Here is an 18,282-nt window from a genome sequence, read left to right as displayed (position 1 = left end):
GCCAGTGCCGGGCTCGGCCAGATCGGCCGGCTCGGGAACCTCTTCGGAAGGGCACCGGCCGGCGTCGTCGAGCACCGACTTCCCCCGCTGGCCCCATCATGGCCTGGGCAGGCAGCTCCTGCAGCACGCGATGGGTCCGCTCGCTGCAGGTTCCGCCGTCACCGTCATGGGCCTGGGCCATCCCCACTGGGCGGCGGTGGCTGCCACCGTCCCCCTGGTCGGCAGCACCCTCGCGGCACAGCTGGCGCGGGCAGCCCACAGGCTCGCCGGGACCCTGGTGGGCTGCCTCCTCGCGCTGTCCCTGCTGGCGGCGCACCCGCCTGCGGCGGTCCTTGTGCTCGCCATAGGCGCCCTCCAGGTCGCGACCGAACTGCTCGTGACGCGCCACTACGGCATTGCCGTCATCTGCATCACGCCGCTGGCGCTCCTCCTGACCGAGCTGGGCTCGCCCGCGCCCGTGGACGCGCTCATCGGCGGACGGCTCGACAAGTCCCTGCTCGGTGTCTCTGCCGCCGTGGCAATCCTGCTGGCCACGCGCATCCGCGGCCCGCGGGGCCCGAGCTGACTGCAGGCCCTCGGGCGCGCCGGCGCCCGCCTAGACTTGTTGGCAACAATATTGTCCGACTTTCCTGGACTGGGAGGATCCCGATGCGGGGAGACAGCGGCGGCGTCCGCCAGGGCGCCGAGGCGCGAGGCCATGTGGTCGAGGGCGTGCGGGCCGCGATCCTGCGCGGAGAGATGTCCCCCGGCCAGCGTCTCGTCGAAGCCGAGCTCATGGAGATGTTCGGCGTGACACGGGGCAGCGTCCGCTCCGCCTTCGAGGACCTCGCCGCAGAGGGGCTGGTCGAGCGCATCCCGAACCGCGGCGCAAGGGTCCGCCGGGTCTCGCTCGAGGAGGCAGTGGCGATCCTGGAGTGCCGAGGCGTCCTCGAGGGCCTGATCGCCGCCCGTGCCGCCCAGCGCGTGGATGAGGACCAGGCCCGCAGGCTCAGGGACATCGGCGAGAGGATGAAGGAAGCCGTCGAGGCCGGGGAGGTCACCGCCCTGCCCCGGCTGGATTCCCAGCTGCATGCCCTGGTAGCGGACATCGGCGACCAGCAGGTCGCTGCCGACCTGATCCACAGGCTGCGGTCCCAGATCGTGCGCCACCAGTTCCAGCTCTCGCTGCGCCCCGGACGCCCCCAGGTCTCCCTGCCCCAGCACCTGGCCATCATCGAGGCCGTGACCGCCCGGGACCCCGCCCGCGCCGAGCTCGCCGCCCGCAAGCACATCGAGAGCGTCATCGAAGCCCTGCGCCTCGGGGGGAACGGCGCCCTCACCGCCCCCCTCTCCGCCTAGCCCGGCCCAGGCCTGCCGTACCACCTCCCTCATGCACGGGATCATTCACCAACAAAATTATTGACAATCTAGTTCGACAGTTTTTAGGCTTTCGGGTATCCCCACTCGCCAGAGCCGCCGGGGCGCGGCCCTTGGCGCTGGTGCCAATCTGACCCTCAGGAGGGAACCCCATGACTGTTGAGAGCCTTAAGGCCGAGGCGCTCCAGGCCGCGATCGAGCGCGCCGGAGGAGCCGTAGAGCTGCTTCGCAACTCCCCGATCCGTCCGCACACCTTCCCGGTGGCGGCCGAGTTCACGAACTGGCGTACCGAGCAGGCTGCGTGGCGCGAGGGCTGTGCCCTGCTGGACCAGTCGCACCACATGACAGATCTCTACATCTCCGGTCCGGACGCGTTCCGCCTCCTTATGGACCACGGGATCAACTCGTTCAAGGACTTCACCCCGGGCAAGGCCAAGCAGTACGTGGCGGTCAACCCGGAGGGCTACTTCATCGGCGACGCCGTGCTGTTCTACCTCGACGAGGAGAGCTTCGACCTGGTCGGGCACCCGATGGTGCACAACTGGCTGCAGTACAAGGCCGCTGCGGGAGACTACGACGTCCGGCTCGAGCGCGACGAGAACTCCTACGACCGCCAGGCGGGACTGCCGCCGAGGGTCTACCGCTACGAGCTCCAGGGCCCGACCGCGGTGGAGGTCCTCGAGGCCGCAACCGGGCAGCCGGTCCCAGAGGTCAAGTTCTTCCACATGATCGACGTGACCATCGCCGGCAAGCGCGTGCGCGGCCTGCGCCACGGCATGGCCGGGCAGCCCGGCTTCGAGCTCTTCGGCCCCTGGGAGGAGGGCGAGGACGTCCTCGCCGCCCTGCTCGAGGCCGGCCAGGGGCACGGGCTCGTCCGCGCCGGCGCCAAGGCCTACTCGACCGCGAACCTCGAATCCGCGTGGATCCCCTCCCCCATGCCGGCGATCTTCAGCGAGAACCTGCGCGACTACCGCGCCTGGCTCGATGTGAAGGAGATGGGCTCCCTCGGCGGAAGCATGGACTCGCAGGACGTCCAGGACTACTACGTCACCCCCTACGACATCGGCTACGGCCGCCTCATCGCCTTCGACCACGAGTTCGTCGGCCGCGAGGCGCTCGAGAACATCGCCGACCGGCCCCACCGCGAGAAGGTCACCCTCGTCTGGAACAGCGACGACGTCACCGACGCCATCGGCTCCCTCTACCGCCCCGGGACCCCGGCGAAGTACATCGAGATGCCCAAGGCCCGCTACGCCCTCTTCCAGATCGACCAGGTCCTCAAGGACGGCGAACGTGTCGGCCTCTCCATGGACGCCGGCTACATCGCCAACGAGCACCTGATGATCTCCCTCGCCTCCCTCGACGCCGAACTCAGCGAGCCCGGCACCGAGGTGACCGTCCTGTGGGGAGAGAAGGAGAACTCGGCCAAGCCGACCGTCGAGAAGCACCGGCAGGTCGCCATCCGCGCGACCGTCGCCTCGGCCCCCTACGCGGCATTCGCCCGCGACACCTACCGCAAGGGCTGAGCCGGAAAGACGGACCAGGACGGAGGCGACATGAAATTGACCAGACGCATCGACAGCTCCTCTGCCCGAGAGGCGCTGGCCGGGCTCATCGGCAACGTCAGCTACGAGGTCATGCCGTTCAAGAAGACGTATGACGATGTCCTCGAGCACGTGCCGAACCACATCCAGCTGACCATCACGGTCACCGAGGCCAAGGGCCTCGAGCCCACCCTGGATCTCGCGGAGCGCCTGAGCGCGAAGGGCTACGGGGTGAACCCGCATCTGCCCGCGCGGCAGATCCGCGACCGGCAGGAGCTCTCGGACATCGTGGCCAGGCTGCGGGAAGCCTCGATCCGTCGCGTCTTCGTCGTCGGAGGCGACGCCGCGCAGCCCGCAGGAGAGTTCGCGGACTCCGTGTCCCTCCTGCGGGCACTGGATGAGACGGGCCGTCCCCTGGAGGCGGGCGTCACCGGGTACCCGGAGGGCCACGCCCGCGTCCCGGAGGCAGACCTGTGGGATGCCCTGCGGAGCAAGGCACCCTACTCCTCCCGGATCGTGACCCAGATCTGCTTCAACGCCCACACCACCCTGCGCTGGGCGCGCGACGTGGCCGAGGCGGGCATCTCGGTCCCGATCATCGTCGGAGTGCCCAGCCCCGTCAGCCGCCAGAAGCTCGTACGGGTCACCGCCGGCATCGGCCTCGGCCAGTCCGTCCGCGTCCTCCAGAAACAGCCCGGCCTCCTCCGGAAGTTCTTCACCCCGGGCGGCTTCAGCCCCAACCGGCTGCTCAGGGACCTCGCGCTCGGGCAGGCCTCCAGCCCGACGAACATCGAGGGGCTGCGGATGTTCACCTTCAACGAGATCGCCGGAACGGAGAAGTGGCGCAGGGAAATGCTTGCGTCCCTGCGCTGACCGGCCCTGACTGTGCCGGCCTCCGGCGCGGATAGAGGATTCACATGAGCACATCGCGAGAGCACCTGACCGATGTCGGCAGGCTGCTCATCCAAGGGGCGGACCGTCCGGGGATCCTCTCGAACGTGACCTCCCTCCTTTCCAAGTTCGGGGCGAACATCGTCTCGCTCGACCAGTACTCGACCGACCCCGAAGGCGGCCGGTACTTCCAGCGCACCGAATTCCACCTCCCCGGGCTCGGCTCGCAGATCGAGGACCTGCTGGCAGCCATCGGCGAGACCGCCCGGGAGCTCGAGATGGACTGGACGCTGATCGAGGCGAAGGAGCGCAAGCGTGTGGCACTCTTCGTCTCCAAGTTCGACCACTGCCTCCTCGACCTCCTCTGGCGCGCCCGACGCGGAAGCCTGGACATCGACATCAGCATGGTCATCTCGAACCATCCGGACCTCTCCGCGGACGTGCGGCAGTTCGGCATCCCGTTCGTCCACGTCCCAGTGCCCACGGGAGGCAAGGCAGAAGCCGAAAGACGCCACCTCGAACTGCTCAAGGGCAACGTCGACTTCATCGTCCTCGCCCGCTACATGCAGATCCTCTCGCCCGGATTCCTGACGGAGGTCGGCGTGCCGGTGATCAACATCCACCACTCATTCCTGCCCGCCTTCATCGGTGCCAGCCCCTACCAGAAAGCCAAGGACCGCGGCGTGAAGCTCATCGGAGCCACCGCACACTACGTCACCGAGGACCTGGACGAGGGCCCGATCATCGAGCAGGACGTCCTCCGCGTCGCCCACAGCCACACCGCCGAAGACCTCGCAACCCGGGGTGCCGACGTCGAACGCCTCGTCCTGGCAAAGGCCGTGGACTGGCACAGCGAAGACCGCATCCTCCGCGACGGCAACACCACCGTCATCTTCCGCCGCTAGCCGGCCGAGTCACTCTGAGAGGACACCATGACTGACTACACCTCGTTCGACGTCGCCCATCTGGGCAACGTCGAGCTCCTCACCCCCAAGCTCGAGGAGAGCCTGTGGTTCTTCAAGGACCTGCTCGCGATGCGGGTGGTCGCCGAGGAAGGGGACTCCGTCTACCTGCGCACATGGGACGAGTACCAGCGGTACACGATCAAGCTCACCGCCTCCGACGACGCGGGGGTGGGCCGCACGACGTTCCGCACCACGAGCGCCGAGGCGCTCGGGCGGCGCGTGGCGGCGATCGAGGAGATGGGCCTGGGCATCGGCTGGGAGGACGGCGAGGTCGGCACCGGCCGGACCTACGCGTTCCGCGACCCGGACGGGCACGACATGGGCATCTACTACGACACTGAGCGGTACGTCGCCACCGACGACCGGCCGGCCCTGAAGAACCAGGCCTCCGCGTTCCCGGGCCGGGGCGTGAACGCGCGGCGCCTTGACCACATCAACTTCCTCGCCAAGGACGTGGTCGCCAACGGCGAGTTCGTCGCGAAGGCCCTCGCCGGGCGCGAGTCCGAGCGGATCAGGCTCGACGACGGCGGGTACGCGGCCTGGTGGTTCCACTTCAACAACAAGTCCTACGACATCGTGTACTCCGACGACTGGCTCAAGCACGGCAACCGGCTCCACCACATCGCATTCGCCCCGGACACGCGCGAGGACATCCTCAAGGCCGCGGACATCTTCCTCGAGAACGGCATCCACATCGAGTCCGGCCCGCACAAGCACGCGATCAACCAGACCTTCTTCCTCTACGTCTGGGAGCCCGGCGGGAACCGGATCGAGTTCGCCAACGCCGGCGCGCGCCTCCTGCTCGACCCCGACTCCCCCGTCGTGGAATGGACCCAGGATGAGCGCAGGAAGGGCCAGGCCTGGGGCATGAAGACCATCGAGACCTTCCACACCCACGGCACACCCGTCGTGCGGCAGCCAGCCCTCGGGCACACGCACTAGCAGGCCATTACCGCTGAGACGGCCGCCGGCCTTCCCATGTCAGGCCGGCGGCCGGTGCACACCCAAAGCACCCACGCAATCGGCGGCCGATGCCGCTGATGCGCTGACACTTCTGCGGACACCGAAGTCCGCTATGGAATACGGCCCGCCGCCGCAGCAACGAGGCTCGGCGGCCCTACCGACTGGAGGCATGCCAAATGCGCCCCTCACCACGGCCCACTCAAACCGGAACCGCAATCAGCAGCCCATCAATCTCCCAGGCCGTCATCGCCGCCTCGGCAGGCAATGTAGTGGAGTTCTACGACAACATCGCCTTCGGCCTGCTCGCAGCGACGATCGGCAAGGCCTTCTTCCCGGCGGCGGACCCAACGGCCTCGCTGCTGGGCGCCTTCTCGGCCTTCGCGATCACCTTCCTCGCTCGTCCCTTCGGCGGCCTGCTCTTCGGTTCGCTCGGCGACCGGCTCGGCCGCCAGCGCACGCTGGTCCTGGTCATCATGCTGATGACCGGAGCCACCGTCGCCATCGGCCTTCTGCCGCCCTTCAGCGCGATCGGCGTGGCCGCGCCCATCCTCTTGGTCATCCTCCGGATCCTCCAAGGCCTGTCCTTCGGCGGCGAGCTCGGCGGCGTCCTCGCATTCATCGTCGAGCACGCCCGCGAACGCAGGAGCGGCGGAATGGTGGGCCTCGTCATGGCAGCCGCGTTCGTCGGCAACCTCCTCGCGCTCGGCATCATCACCGTCCTCTCGGCCGTCCTCAGCCCGGCCGACATGAGCTCCTGGGGATGGCGCGTTCCATTCCTGCTGGCCGCCCCCTTGGGACTCATCGGCCTCTACATCCGTCGCCGCCTCGAGGAGACCCCGGCCTTCCGCGCCATCCTGGAGGCCGGCGAGGTCGACCAGGCACCCGTGCGAACCGTCCTGCGGGGCCACGCACGGAGCCTGCTCAAGTGCGCCGGTCTCGCGCTCATCGCACTGCTCCCCGTCTACCTGATGGAGACCTACAACACCAACTACCTCCTGGTGACCGTGCACGTGCCCCAATCGGAGGCACTGCTGGCCACCCTGGTCGCCTCCCTGATCGCGATGGCCTTCACCGTCCTCTCGGGCCGGCTCAGCGACCGCTTCGGCCGGCGACCCGTCCTCATCGCAGCCATCGTCGCGGCCTTGGTGCTCGCCCTTCCGGCCTACCTCGTCATGATGCAGGGAACCGCTCTGGCAGCGATCGCCGGCCAGAGCCTGATGGGCGTCATCCGCGGAGCAGCGACCGGCGTCACTGCCGTGGCCATGATCGAGCTCTTCCCCACGCGCCTGCGCTACTCCGGCTTCGCACTCGCCTACGGCATCACCGCCGCCATCTTCGGCGGCACAGCCCCGATCGTCGCGACCTACCTCGTCGACGTCACGAAGAGCCCCACAGCCCCGGCCTTCTACCTGATGGCCGTCGCCCTCGTCGCACTCGCTACAGCGTTCACTGTCCGCGAGACCGCCAGCCCGAGGACCCGGCCCGCTCCCCACACTCGGTCCCTCCAAGAGTGATCCCTCTCCTCAGGACCGGCGGATTCAAGCGCCGACCACACCCCCGATTGCGATGAGCTGGGCATGTGTGGATTGGCCGCTCTTTCGCGACGCGGCGCCACGGCGTGGCGTCGCCTTGGGGCGCCGTCCCGATTAGTCCGTGAGTGCTCGTGACCTTCTGTAGAAGGTGGCCCGGGACATTCCCAGGTCGCGGGCGACCTGCGCGGCGGGCTCGCCTCCTTCGACCAGGCGGGCGGCGCTCCGGATCTGGCTGTCGCTGATCCGGCGGGGTCGCCCGCCGAGGTCCTTTCCGGCTGCTCGGCGTTTGCTGATGGAATCGGTGACTCGTTCGCGTTTGATCTCGTATTCCATCTGGGCGAGGGCGGCCATGACCGTGAAGAGCATCGACCCCATGGGTGTGGCGGTGTCGACGTCCCCGCCGCCGAGGTTCAGGACCCGCAGGCCCGCGCCTCGGGCGCGGAGCTCGTCGGCGAAGGCGAGCATGTTCTGGGTGGACCTTCCCAGTCTGTCCAGCGTCGTGATGACCAGGGTGTCGCCCTCGATGAGCGCATCGAGCGCCCGGTCGAACTGGGGGCGTGAAGCCCGGGCCCCGGACACGCCGTGGTCGATGTAGAGGTCATCGCGCCGGACGCCGGCAGCCAACAGATCCGCCCGCTGCCGGTCGGTGGACTGCTGCCGGGTCGACACGCGCGCATAGCCGATCAGTTTCCCCATGCCTGCTCCGATGTGTCTCGCAACCAACGATGGATACGCCGATTCAATCACAAGGTTGTGAGACATGGTTGCGAGAATCGCTGTCCCGGACGGGCCCTTGCGATTGCGCGGAAATTCGAGTGCATCAGGCGCAGCCGTCGTCGTTAGCGCACGGCCAACGAGACGTCTCATATCCCGAGGGTTGCAAGACGCTCATCGGCTCTATACAGCCATATCCGTCCGATTCCTCCAGTTGCTACAGGTGACCCGGGGACGGCTGGGGTCGGGCTCCGCTGGGTGCCCCCGGGCCGTTTGCACGAACACTCGACAAACGCTTGGGCGGGCACAATATTCCGCGGCGGACTAGGCGATACGCACAGCGCCGACACGGTTTCGTTTCGTGCGCCGAACGCGGCTGCCGAAGGGGCGGCCGGGCGCCTGTGCGCTCCGGCCGCCCCCTATCGTGGGCAGCCACCTCCCGGTGGCCTCAGGGCGTTCCGGGCCTCAGTGGAAGACGACCCCTCCGTTGACGTCGAGGGAGGCGCCGGTGATATAGGAGGCGGCCGGGGACGACAGGAAGTAGATGGCCTCGGCGATATCCTCCGGCTCACCTGCTTTGCCCAGCGGGATCTTGGCCCACTCGCTGGCCTTGATGTCCTCGTAGGAGACGCCCCGCTCTTCGGCCTCGGACCTAAGCGCCTCCTGATGCATGCGGGTGTTGATGTTGCCGGGGCAGATCGTATTGACACGGACCGTGGGCGCCAGCTCCGCGGCCACAGCCTGGACGAAGACGATCAGGCCGGCCTTCGCCGCGCAATAGGCAGCGAAGTAGGCATGGCCTGACCGACCCCACCAGGAAGAGACGGCCGTAATGCTGCCCCCGCCGTCCCTGGCCAGCAGCGGTGAGAGCGCGTGGGTCATCTCGTAGGGCCCTGTGAGGTTGACTCCGAGAACCCGGTCCCATTCGGCTCGCCCCAGCTGGGCGATCGGTGCGGCGGTCTGAACGACTCCCGCGACGAGGGCGACGGAGTCGAGCCGCCCGAAGTCGTCCTCCACGGAGCGGGCGAGTTGGCGCACCTTCTCGGTGTCTGTGATGTCCGTGGCGTACCCGCGGAGGTCGACGTCCGGGAACTCACCCTTCAACTGCTTGGCGACGCCTTCTACGCGCGCGTCTGCATCGACCAGGGCGACAGAGGCTCCGCCTGCGGCCAATCGGCGGACAACCGCCTGGCCGATTCCGCCGGCCGCCCCCGTGACGAGGGCCACGTGGCCAGCATGAAGTTGATTCTGGTTCAAATTCGTTCCTTACGCTGCTGGAGGGAGGTGCGCTAGACGCGGACCAAGAGCTTCTGGGCCGTTCCTTCGGGATCTAGGAGTCGTTCGAATCCGCCCTCGACGATGTTGTCCACGTCGATGACCTCGGTGAGGACCTTCTCTACTGGATACTTGCCCGAGGCGACCAGCGCCGTGATTCGGGGCCAGTCGTAGACGGGATAGCACCACGTCCCGATGAGGCTCAGGTCAAGGTTCGACAGGTGCATGGGATCGATGGTTGCGGGCTTGACGTGGAGACCGACCTGGGTCACGGTCCCATGCGCGCGCACGCCCTCGAGGGCGGCGGTGAGGCCGGACTGGCTGCCGGAGCACTCGGCGGCCACATCGACGCCGATGCCTGACGTCAGGTCGTGGATATACTCCCGGACGTTGACCTCAGTGGGGTCGATGACTGTGGCGATGCCGAAGGCCTCAGCCAGCCTCCGGCGGTGGGGGTTTGGTTCGGAGATGATGACGTGGCTGGCTCCGGCGGCATTGGCGTAGAGGGCCGCAAGGGCTCCGATGGGACCTGCGCCGGTGATGAGGACAGTGTCGCCGGGGACCATCCCGGTCCGGTCGATGCCGTAGGCCGCTACGGCGCCAGGCTCGATGAGCGCTCCCTGCTCGTCCGTGACGGAGTCAGGAAGCTGCCAGACCTGGTAGTCCTCGACGACCACCTGCTCGCTGATCCCGCCCCCGTCCCAGCTCAGCCCGGTACAGGCCATCACGGTGCACAGGTGGTTCAGGCCGCGGAGGCAGAAGTAGCACTTCCCGCAGCTGACGAGGGGCATGACCGAGACCCGGTCCCCCGGGGCGACGCGGGTGACGTCCCGGCCCGTCTCGAGCACTTCAGCGGAGAACTCGTGCCCGAGCACTTGGGGCGCCGCGGCGCCGGTGAGCGGGTGCGGACTGGTGGGGATGACGATCGGGCCGAACGCGTACTCATGGAGGTCGGTGCCGCAGATGCCGCACATCTTCGGGCGGAGGCGGACCTGGCTGGGCCCAATCTGGGAGGGTTCGGGGATCTCCCCGACGCGGATGTCGTGGCGGTCGTGGAACACAGCTGCGCGCATGGTGTTTCTCCTTACTTGACGAGGGCCATTTTCCTGCGGTCGATCGTGACCGCCACAGCGATGATGACGACGAGGCCTTGGATGACGTTCTGCAGGAACGGGTTCACGGCGGCGATGACCATGCCGTTGCCGAGGATGGCGATGATCAGCACGCCTGTGATCGTCCGTATCGGGCCGCCCAGGCCTCCGGAGAGGGGGGTGCCGCCCATGACGACGGCGGCGATGGCGGGTAGGAGGAAGGCAGCGCCCATGTCTGGGCTTGCGCTGTTGGCTCTGGTGAGCTGGAGCAGGCCGGCGAATCCAGCGAGGAGGCCCGCGACCATGAATGCGTAGACCTTGTACCGGGCCACGGGGACGCCGGAGAGCCGCGCCGTCTTCTCGTTGCCGCCGAGGGCGTAGAGGTATCGTCCCAGCCGCGTGTAGCGGGCGACCACAACGGTGATGATCAGGACGAGGATCGCCCAGAGCGCGACGATCGGGAAGTCGCCGAGAGAGCCGGTGAAGATCCGCCCGACACCGCCGCCGATCAACCCAATGGGGCGTCCGCCGGCCATGTAGTGGGCGATGCCTGCGAAGGCATAGAGCGTTCCTAGGGTGACGAGGAATGATGGGAGGCGTCCATAGGCGACCAGTGCGCCATTGAAGAGGCCGCACAGCAGCCCGATCACAGGAAGCAGCAGCAGGACGCTGGTGTCTCCTGTGCTGCGGGCAAGAAGGGCACCGGTGAAGCCGGTGAGGGTGACGATCGAGCCGATGGAGAGATCGATGCTGCCCATGAGCACGATCAGCGTCGATGCCAGGGCGAGGACCAGGAGCACCGAGCTCTGGCGCAGGATGTTCAGGCCATTCTCAAGTTGGAGGAAGCGGGGGTCGGCGAGTGAGAACGCGATGACCAACGCGATCAGCGCGCCGATCGGCGCAATCGTGGACCAGTGGCGGCGGGCGAAGGCGAGCGACTTGTTCTCTCGCGGTTCGGCCGTTGCCGGCGGCGTCGACTCTTTCAGTGCCATTGTCTTTCTCCCTGTCAGACCATCGTGGCGACGAGGTCAGTCTCTTTGGGTTTGTCCGTGACCGGGGCATCCACCCGGTAGGTGATGGCTCCGTCCTTCATCACGACGATCTTGTTGGACAGTCCGATGACCTCGAGGAGGTCATCACTGATCAGGAGGATCGCTACTCCCGCATCGGCGAGGTCACGGATTACGTCGTAGATGCCTTCCTTGGCCCCGGCGTCGACACCGCGGGTTGGATTGTCGAGGATAAGGAGGTCCACGCCGCGGACAAGCCATCGGGCAAGGACGACCTTCTGCTGGTTGCCGCCGCTGAGGCTCTCTATGGAGGCATGGGGCGAGGGCGCCTTGATGCCGAGCTCGGAGATGTAGCGCTCCGCTTCCCGCGCCTCGCGTCGGAGGTGGAGCCAGGGTGACTTCTGGGAGACGATCCGCGCGAACGAGATGTTCTGGGCGACCGAGAAGGTGTCCAGCAGCCCGTCCTCCTTCCGCTCGGATGGCACGTAGCCGACTCTGGCCTTGGCCATGGACTCGGCGGTCCAGCGGCTCAGGAGCCGTCCCCGGTATTCCAGGCTTCCCCCATCGGGTTGCTTGTCGCCGAACACGGCCTGCCCGAGCTCGGTCTTCCCCGACCCGAGGACACCGGCCATCCCCACGATCTCGCCACGCTGGACGACCAGATCGACGTCTCGGAAGGCCGGGCGATGGCTGAACCCCTCGAGCCGGAGGACGACTTCGGACGCGGGAATCCGTTGCCGATCCTCCCGGTAGAACTCCTTGTCGCGTTCGCGGCCGACCATGAGGAAGTGCAGCTTGTCCTCGGTCAGATCTCGCGAGCCCGCCTCGGCGACAACTTGGCCGTCTTTGAAGACGACGATTCGGTCGCTCCACTCGAGGAGCTCGCTGAGCCGATGGGAGACGAAGATGATCGCACAGTGGTCCTTCAGCCTCAGGAGCAGGTCCCGCAGGAACTCGATCTCGTCTGCAGCGAGGGCCGCGGTGGGCTCGTCGAGGAGGATGACCGGCTCGGTCTGGCCCAGCAGGTCGGCGAGGGCGAAGGCCTTGAGCACCTCGAGGACCTGGCGCACCGCGAAGGGATAGTCCTGGACCTTCCGCTCCGGGTCGATCCAGCCGTGATCGAACCGCCGCAGCAGCTCCTTGGCCCTGCGGATCCCCTCCCGCCTGTTGATCAGCCCGACGTTGATGAACTTCTTCTCGTGCGAAAGGAAGAGGTTCTCCCACACGGTCATGTTCTGGACGAGCGCGAGCTCTTGGAAGATCCGGAAGACGCCGCTGCGGGTTGCCTGGTTGTAGTTACTGAAGGATATTTCCTGTCCTTTGAGCAGAACGCTCCCCGAGGTCTGCTTGTCAGTTCCGCTAATGATGTTCAGGAGCGTGGACTTGCCCGCCCCGTTCTCGCCAATCAGGCCCAGGATCTCGCCCTTGTGCACATGAAGGCTCACCCCGTTGAGCGCGTGGACGGCACCGTAGACGCGAGTGACGTCTCGCACTTCCAAGAGCGGTCCGGTTTGAGGTGCCGCAGGAGTGGCAGAGCCGGATTCCAGGATTGTGCTCATCGTCCTCACACCGCCATGATTCCGCCGTCGATGTTCACTGCCGCGCCGGTGAGGTAGGCGACGTCGGGCCGGAGGAGGAAGAGCACGAGCTCAGCAATCTCCTCCGTGGACGCGTAGCGGCCCAATGGCGTCCCGGCTTCGAAGCGGCTCCGTTCGAAGCTCGGGTCGTCCGGGTTGACCAGGGTCTCGGATCTGGCCATGAGCGGGGTGTCCACGGGGCCCGGGCAGATACAGTTGACCTTGATCCCGTCCTTGGCGACCTCGCTGGCGGCGGCGCGGGTGAGGCCGAGCACGGCGTGCTTGGTGGTGACGTAGTCGGAGCGGTCGGGGGCGGCTTTGAGGCTCAGGATCGATCCGGTGTTCACAACCGACCCGCCCCCGGCCTCGATCATGAGGGGCAGCACGTGCTTCAGCCCCCAGAACACCCCGTGCAGGTTCACGCCTACCGTGCGGTTCCACTCCTCCTCGGTGGTGTCGATGATCGAGCGGTGGACACCCTCGACCCCGGCGTTGTTGAAGAACAGGGTGGGCAGGCCGTGGCTGGAGGCAGCGCCCGCAGCGTAGTCCCGTACGTCGCTGCTCTCGGATACGTCTGCTTGGAAGGGCAGCACGATCCCAGTCGAAAGGGCTGCCGTATCCTTGGCGGCCGCCTCGTCTATGTCGACCGCGAGGACCTTGGCCCCTTGCTCGGCGAGGGCGAGGGCGACTGCTCGCCCGATGCCGCTGCCGGCGCCGGTGACAATCGCCGAGCGGCCCTCGAAATCCGGATTGTGGATCGCGTTCATCAGATGATGTCCTGTCCGCCGCTCTTGCACTTGCTCCGCACGTCCTTCCATGGGTCGGACTTGAATGCGGACTTGTAGGTGGACGCCGTCTTCTCGAGTTCGCCCGAGGCCTTGGCCGCCGCGTATTCGGCTGGGATCCTGTATCCGGAGGGCTTGGGCAGCTTCTCCCAGTACTTCTCGATGTCGATGGGGGCCATGAGGTTCTGCGGGTCCCAATCCTGGGGGTGCAGGGCCCTTGACATCTTCTCGTAGTTGAAGGGCAGAGGCTTGTCCGAGTACATCAGCTTCTGGTACGCGTCGGCGGCGTCGGCGGTGTCGACGATGAAGCCTCCGAAGTACATCATCCTTTCCGCCGGCGACAGCTTGACGCCCGCGAGGGCGTCGAAGACCCGCACGGTAGAGAAGGCGCCGATGAAGGCGCCGTGATGGGCCCAGGTAGCCAGTGCGGAGCCGCGCTTGATCGCGTCGAGGAACTCCCCGATGGCGTCGATTCCGACGATCTTGACGTCCTTCATGCCGCGCGACTCCACTGCGTTGACCGCGGCAATGGCCGAGTCGTCGTTCTGGCACATGATGCCCTTGACGTCGGGGTTGGCGGTCAGGAGGCTCTCGATCACAGGCTGCGTTCCGCCGCGGCTGAACCCGCCGGGCTGACGGGCGACCATCTGGATGTTCGGGTATTCCTTCAGCGCCAGGTCCACTCCGGCAGTGCGATTGTCGGAGGCGGTGTTGCCCTGGATGCCCTCGATGTGGATGAACTTCCCCGATCCGCCCATCTCCTTGAAGAGGACCTTGGCGATCTCGCGGGCGCCGGCGACGTCGTTGCCGGCCTGGTACGAGTAGTAGTACTGGCCGATGTCGAAGGGGGTGCTCCAGGCCGCGTTCGACCAGTTGCTGGACACGTAGATGCCGGACCGCTGGGCGATCCCTATGATCTCGGGAGAGGCGGCAGCGGTGTTGGGGAGGGTGCTGATGCCCTGGATGCTCTTGGTCTTGGCTGCCTCGAAGATCGACTTCAGGGTGTCGACATTGGAATTGTCCACCTGCTGGTCCCTGGACATGAGGAACGTCGCCGCGGCGGCGGCCGATCCCTTGGCCCACCCCTGGAAGTAGTCGTTGTCGAGGGTGTAGAAGCTGTCGATCATGCTGAACTTCTTGTTGCGGGGGTCGTTCGGATCCGTGACTGTCGGAGTCGGGGCCGCGGATCCGCCACCCTGGGCCGTATTGCATGCGCTGAGCAGAGAGGCAGTGGAGGCCAAGAGGCCGAACCCGACTGCGCCGCGCAGGACTTGGCGGCGGGATGCTGCGAGGTTGCCGAGCGAAGACATGATACTCCTCGTTGAGTAGGGCTGGCGTGTTCTACGCCACACTCGTTTGTACATTGATACTGAACGAGGGTGATGAACGTTGTCAAGCGGAAATGATCCTTTGAGCTAGAATCGCTGATCGAGCAGGCATGCAGGGAGAATCCACTCCTGTCTGCTGCTCCCCCACTTGTCCAGTTTTACTGATCAAGCCGCAGCTGCGGCAGGAGGTAAGGGAACTGTGTACGACTTCGGTGTCGTGGGCGGGGGCATAGTGGGCCTTGCCACTGCCATGACGCTCCTCAAGGACTACCCGGGCGCATCCCTGCTGTTGATCGAGAAGGAAGATCGGCCTGCTGCCCACCAGACCGGCCACAACAGCGGAGTCATCCACTCGGGAATCTACTATGAGCCGGGCAGCATGAAGGCGAGGTTCAGCAAGGCCGGCGAGGCCATGACGAAGGCCTTCTGCCGGGAGCACGGCCTGGACTTCGACGAGTGTGGGAAGCTGATCGTGGCAGCGGATCGGGGAGAGCTGGGCCGGATGTCTGCCCTTGAGGAGCGAGCCGCCGTCCATGGCATCCAGGTCGAGCGGCTCGGTCCGTCCGGGCTTGAGAGCATTGAGCCCCGCGTCCGCGGCGCGGGCGCACTCTTCGTGCCGAGCACCGCCATCGTCGACTACGGGCAGGTCAGCCGCCGAATGGCGGAGATCGTCCTCGAGTTGGGCGGAGTGATCCGTCTGGGGGAAGAGGTAAGGGGAATCAGAGAGTCTGCATCCTCAGTCGCCATCGAGACAGCCCGTGGATCACACACCGTCAGCCAACTGGTCGTTGCCGCAGGCCTTCAGTCCGACCGTGTCGCCCGACTGGCGGGGTTGAGGCCGGCCGCTCGGATCGTGCCCTTCCGGGGCGAGTACTACAGGCTTTCGGAGCGGCTCGGAAGGCACGTCAGGCACCTCGTCTACCCAGTGCCGGACCCGTCACTGCCGTTCCTCGGGGTGCACCTCTCTCCAACGGTTCACGGCACCATCACCGTAGGACCGAATGCCGTTCTAGGCCTGTCCCGCGAGGGCTACCCCAAGCTCTCCTTCTCGGGTCGCGATGTGCTGGACTATCTGCGCTTCCGCGGCTTCTGGCGGATGGCGGGCAAGAACCTCCGCGTGGGGGTTGCGGAGATGAGAAACTCCGTCTTCCGCCGTGGCTATCTCGAGGAATGCCGACGCTACTCCCCCTCTCTGGGCTTCGAGGACCTGGAACCCTATCCAGCAGGAATTCGAGCGCAGGCCGTGGCTCCTGACGGCACCCTCGTGCACGACTTCGTCCTCCTGGAGACGGAGCGCATGCTCCACGTCGTCAACGCACCCTCCCCTGCTGCGACCGCAGCTCTCCCCATAGCAGCCGAGCTCGCCGGAAGGCTCCGCCGGAGCCGATCGCGAGGAGTGTGGTGACATAGCCGGACGTGGACGGGGCTTCAGCCGTGTCCACGTCCCTGGCCATTGCCGTGAGCGGTGCCTGTCTCCGAGAAGAAAGCAGGCGGCAGATCCGAACTGTTGCGGCCGGCGATGAACCAGATGCCCCTCGCCGGAACCTCGCCACTATTGAAGTACATGTGGGGGCGGGTGCTGTCGAAGTTGAAGGAGTCGCCGGCATGGACTTCGAAGATGTCGAAGCCCACCTGCAGGGTCAGCGTGCCCTCGAGGAGATAGGCGTACTCATGCCCGTTGTGCCGCATCAGCCTGCCGTCGATCGAACTGGAGGCGCCAGCCTGGTACGTGACCAGGAGTATTTCAGGGTCGCCCCCAGTGCTGCTGCCCGAGAGGCGCTCCCAGCGCACACCGTTGTCCATGTCCAAAGTGGGGTTCTGGTCACCGCGCTGCAGGATCGAACCATGTGCCGACGCATCAACCGGTGTCGAGCCGCGGACCAAGGACTCAGCGGCGGCACCGGCGCTCCGGGGGCCGCCGTCCACTGCGACTCCGCCGACCCCGAGCATGCTGTCCAGCGACATCCCCAGCGCACTCACCAGCGCATAGAGCGTCGCAACGGATGGCTGGACCTTGCCGTTCTCCACCTGGGACAGCAGGCTCGCTGAGACTCCCAGCTCCGAAGCGAGCTGCCGCAGGCTCTGCCCGCGCGCGGTCCGCGCCGCGCGGATCTTGGGCCCGATGTCCTCAGGCATCACGCCCGCCTCCCCGCTGGCCTTGTGCAGCACGTCATGCTCCCTGCCCTCGATCCGCCTAATGCGTCGTCGTTGAACATCACTAAACAGTTTAGCCTCCTGGACCGCCATGGCGCCCTCCATCGGCAATCCGTGTCATTCGCAGCAGCCGTAGTGGCCCCCATGGATCCTTATGGGGGGGCAAACCGGTCTCTTGTGCGACTCCTCGAGCCTCCCCCAAGCCCCACTTGACATGAGCTGAATCACAATGTTCACTGTTGCCAATCTAGTGTACAGCCGAACTGAACGCTTTGAACCTCAACGATGAGCTGAAGGAGTCCTGATGGGCGAACGGATAAGCGGTCGGGTCGCGGTCGTCACCGGCGGTGCGAGCGGCATAGGACTGGGCATAGCGCAGGTGCTTGCCGCCGAGGGAGGGCGCGTCGTGATCGCGGATCTCAACCTCGAGGCAGCCCGCGAGGCGGCCGACAAGATCAGCGCCGGCGGCGGAACGGCGATTGCCGTCAGAGCCGACGTCGTTCAGCGATCAGACGTCCGAGGCGTCGTGGAGAAGGCGGTCGATGCCTTTGGCGGCATCGATGTCTGGTTCAACAACGCCGGCTACAACAAGCCCCTGCACCTCCTGGACGTCACGGAGGAGAACTGGCGCTCGATCATGGACGTGAACGGGCTCGGGACCCTCATTGGAACCCAGGAGGCCGCGCTGCAGTTCATCGCACAAGGCCGCGGCGGCAAGATCATCAACACAGCCTCCATGGCAGGACGGCAGGGCTACCCCAGCTTCGCCCCATACTGTGCCTCCAAGGCGGCAGTGATCTCCCTCACCCAGGCGACGGCCAGAGGGCTGGCCGAGCACGACATCACCTGCAACGCCTTCGCACCCGGCGTGGTGGACACCCCGCTGTGGAAGAAGCTGGACCGGGACCTGATGGACATCGGCGATTCGAAAGAACCGGGAGAGGCCATGAGCTCGTTCGCGGAAGGGATACTCCGCGGCCGCCCCGCCACGGCCTCCGACATCGCGGGCACCGCCCTGTTCCTCGCCTCCCCCGACTCCGACTACATGACAGGACAGGTCGTCATGATTGACGGCGGCATGGTCCTCGTCTAGCAAG

The 18,282-nt window shown here is 66.5% G+C and carries 17 protein-coding genes; 9 read left to right on the top strand and 8 right to left on the bottom strand.

Going from position 1 to position 18,282, the window contains the following annotated elements:
• Positions 1-130 precede the first annotated feature (130 nt).
• The 7 genes from RBS60_RS11485 to RBS60_RS11455 all read left to right on the top strand — a co-directional run bounded on the left by RBS60_RS11485 (position 131) and on the right by RBS60_RS11455 (position 7,233).
• Positions 131-565: an FUSC family protein gene (locus RBS60_RS11485; RefSeq protein WP_307957697.1), complete on the top strand. Its 435-nt coding sequence runs from the start codon at positions 131-133 to the stop codon at positions 563-565.
• Between the two features lie 83 nt (positions 566-648).
• Entirely contained in the window at positions 649-1,338 is a 690-nt protein-coding gene (locus RBS60_RS11480) for a GntR family transcriptional regulator (protein WP_307957696.1), read from the top strand.
• A gap of 170 nt (positions 1,339-1,508) precedes the next feature.
• Entirely contained in the window at positions 1,509-2,882 is a 1,374-nt protein-coding gene (locus RBS60_RS11475; RefSeq protein WP_307957695.1) for an aminomethyl transferase family protein, read from the top strand.
• A 30-nt stretch (positions 2,883-2,912) separates the two neighbouring features.
• On the top strand, positions 2,913-3,773 hold the full coding sequence (locus tag RBS60_RS11470; RefSeq protein WP_307957694.1) for a methylenetetrahydrofolate reductase: 861 nt from the start codon (positions 2,913-2,915) through the stop codon (positions 3,771-3,773).
• A gap of 44 nt (positions 3,774-3,817) precedes the next feature.
• A complete protein-coding gene (gene purU, locus RBS60_RS11465) occupies positions 3,818-4,696 on the top strand; it encodes a formyltetrahydrofolate deformylase (RefSeq protein WP_307957693.1) in 879 nt (292 codons plus the stop codon).
• Positions 4,697-4,723: 27 nt separating this feature from the next.
• Positions 4,724-5,698 carry a VOC family protein gene (locus RBS60_RS11460; protein WP_307957692.1) on the top strand — a complete coding sequence of 325 codons (975 nt, stop codon included), beginning with the start codon at positions 4,724-4,726 and terminating at the stop codon, positions 5,696-5,698.
• 197 nt (positions 5,699-5,895) lie between these two features.
• Positions 5,896-7,233, top strand: coding sequence for an MFS transporter (locus tag RBS60_RS11455; RefSeq protein ID WP_307957691.1), 1,338 nt, complete (start codon positions 5,896-5,898; stop codon positions 7,231-7,233).
• A gap of 132 nt (positions 7,234-7,365) precedes the next feature.
• Here RBS60_RS11455 and RBS60_RS11450 read toward each other — a convergent pair whose 3' ends face one another.
• The 7 genes from RBS60_RS11450 to RBS60_RS11420 all read right to left on the bottom strand — a co-directional run bounded on the left by RBS60_RS11450 (position 7,366) and on the right by RBS60_RS11420 (position 15,013).
• Positions 7,366-7,947 (bottom strand): recombinase family protein, encoded by a 582-nt coding sequence (locus RBS60_RS11450; protein WP_307957690.1) that lies wholly within the window; start codon positions 7,945-7,947, stop codon positions 7,366-7,368.
• A 483-nt stretch (positions 7,948-8,430) separates the two neighbouring features.
• Positions 8,431-9,222 (bottom strand): SDR family NAD(P)-dependent oxidoreductase, encoded by a 792-nt coding sequence (locus RBS60_RS11445; protein WP_307957689.1) that lies wholly within the window; start codon positions 9,220-9,222, stop codon positions 8,431-8,433.
• 32 nt (positions 9,223-9,254) lie between these two features.
• Positions 9,255-10,313 carry a 2,3-butanediol dehydrogenase gene (locus RBS60_RS11440; protein WP_307957688.1) on the bottom strand — a complete coding sequence of 353 codons (1,059 nt, stop codon included), beginning with the start codon at positions 10,311-10,313 and terminating at the stop codon, positions 9,255-9,257.
• Between the two features lie 11 nt (positions 10,314-10,324).
• Complete coding sequence (locus tag RBS60_RS11435; RefSeq protein WP_307957687.1) at positions 10,325-11,323, bottom strand: ABC transporter permease; 999 nt, start codon at positions 11,321-11,323, stop codon at positions 10,325-10,327.
• A gap of 14 nt (positions 11,324-11,337) precedes the next feature.
• Complete coding sequence (locus RBS60_RS11430; RefSeq protein WP_307957686.1) at positions 11,338-12,900, bottom strand: sugar ABC transporter ATP-binding protein; 1,563 nt, start codon at positions 12,898-12,900, stop codon at positions 11,338-11,340.
• Between the two features lie 5 nt (positions 12,901-12,905).
• Positions 12,906-13,685 (bottom strand): SDR family oxidoreductase, encoded by a 780-nt coding sequence (locus RBS60_RS11425; RefSeq protein ID WP_307957685.1) that lies wholly within the window; start codon positions 13,683-13,685, stop codon positions 12,906-12,908.
• Positions 13,685-15,013 carry a sugar ABC transporter substrate-binding protein gene (locus RBS60_RS11420; protein ID WP_307957684.1) on the bottom strand — a complete coding sequence of 443 codons (1,329 nt, stop codon included), beginning with the start codon at positions 15,011-15,013 and terminating at the stop codon, positions 13,685-13,687. Before RBS60_RS11420 ends, RBS60_RS11425 begins: the two co-directional genes overlap by 1 nt.
• A gap of 217 nt (positions 15,014-15,230) precedes the next feature.
• Here RBS60_RS11420 and lhgO point away from each other — a divergent pair, with 217 nt between their 5' ends.
• Positions 15,231-16,436: an L-2-hydroxyglutarate oxidase gene (lhgO, locus tag RBS60_RS11415; protein WP_307957683.1), complete on the top strand. Its 1,206-nt coding sequence runs from the start codon at positions 15,231-15,233 to the stop codon at positions 16,434-16,436.
• A gap of 23 nt (positions 16,437-16,459) precedes the next feature.
• Here the strand turns inward: lhgO and RBS60_RS11410 are convergent, their stop codons facing one another.
• Positions 16,460-17,200: a cupin domain-containing protein gene (locus RBS60_RS11410; protein ID WP_307957682.1), complete on the bottom strand. Its 741-nt coding sequence runs from the start codon at positions 17,198-17,200 to the stop codon at positions 16,460-16,462.
• Positions 17,201-17,489: 289 nt separating this feature from the next.
• Between RBS60_RS11410 and RBS60_RS11405 the strand changes: the two genes are divergently transcribed.
• A complete protein-coding gene (locus RBS60_RS11405; RefSeq protein WP_307957681.1) occupies positions 17,490-18,278 on the top strand; it encodes a glucose 1-dehydrogenase in 789 nt (262 codons plus the stop codon).
• The last annotated feature ends 4 nt before the right edge of the window (positions 18,279-18,282 follow it).

The organism is Sinomonas sp. ASV486 (genome assembly GCF_030908215.1).
In the GTDB taxonomy this organism is placed as follows: Bacteria; Actinomycetota; Actinomycetes; order Actinomycetales; family Micrococcaceae; genus Sinomonas; species Sinomonas puerhi.
Note: the sequence above shows the minus strand (reverse complement) of the source record. Positions and strands in the feature narration are given on the sequence as shown.

Excerpts from the sequence above, each read along its gene's own strand:
- RBS60_RS11425 (WP_307957685.1), bottom strand. The coding sequence starts at position 13,685 with ATGAACGCGATCCACAATCCGGATTTCGAGGGCCGCTCGGCGATTGTC.
- RBS60_RS11460 (WP_307957692.1), top strand. The coding sequence starts at position 4,724 with ATGACTGACTACACCTCGTTCGACGTCGCCCATCTGGGCAACGTCGAG.
- RBS60_RS11440 (WP_307957688.1), bottom strand. The coding sequence starts at position 10,313 with ATGCGCGCAGCTGTGTTCCACGACCGCCACGACATCCGCGTCGGGGAG.
- RBS60_RS11420 (WP_307957684.1), bottom strand. The coding sequence starts at position 15,013 with ATGTCTTCGCTCGGCAACCTCGCAGCATCCCGCCGCCAAGTCCTGCGC.
- RBS60_RS11475 (WP_307957695.1), top strand. The coding sequence starts at position 1,509 with ATGACTGTTGAGAGCCTTAAGGCCGAGGCGCTCCAGGCCGCGATCGAG.
- RBS60_RS11485 (WP_307957697.1), top strand. The coding sequence starts at position 131 with ATGGGTCCGCTCGCTGCAGGTTCCGCCGTCACCGTCATGGGCCTGGGC.
- RBS60_RS11450 (WP_307957690.1), bottom strand. The coding sequence starts at position 7,947 with ATGGGGAAACTGATCGGCTATGCGCGCGTGTCGACCCGGCAGCAGTCC.
- RBS60_RS11430 (WP_307957686.1), bottom strand. The coding sequence starts at position 12,900 with ATGAGCACAATCCTGGAATCCGGCTCTGCCACTCCTGCGGCACCTCAA.
- RBS60_RS11480 (WP_307957696.1), top strand. The coding sequence starts at position 649 with ATGCGGGGAGACAGCGGCGGCGTCCGCCAGGGCGCCGAGGCGCGAGGC.
- RBS60_RS11455 (WP_307957691.1), top strand. The coding sequence starts at position 5,896 with ATGCGCCCCTCACCACGGCCCACTCAAACCGGAACCGCAATCAGCAGC.
- purU (WP_307957693.1), top strand. The coding sequence starts at position 3,818 with ATGAGCACATCGCGAGAGCACCTGACCGATGTCGGCAGGCTGCTCATC.
- RBS60_RS11470 (WP_307957694.1), top strand. The coding sequence starts at position 2,913 with ATGAAATTGACCAGACGCATCGACAGCTCCTCTGCCCGAGAGGCGCTG.
- RBS60_RS11405 (WP_307957681.1), top strand. The coding sequence starts at position 17,490 with ATGGGCGAACGGATAAGCGGTCGGGTCGCGGTCGTCACCGGCGGTGCG.
- RBS60_RS11435 (WP_307957687.1), bottom strand. The coding sequence starts at position 11,323 with ATGGCACTGAAAGAGTCGACGCCGCCGGCAACGGCCGAACCGCGAGAG.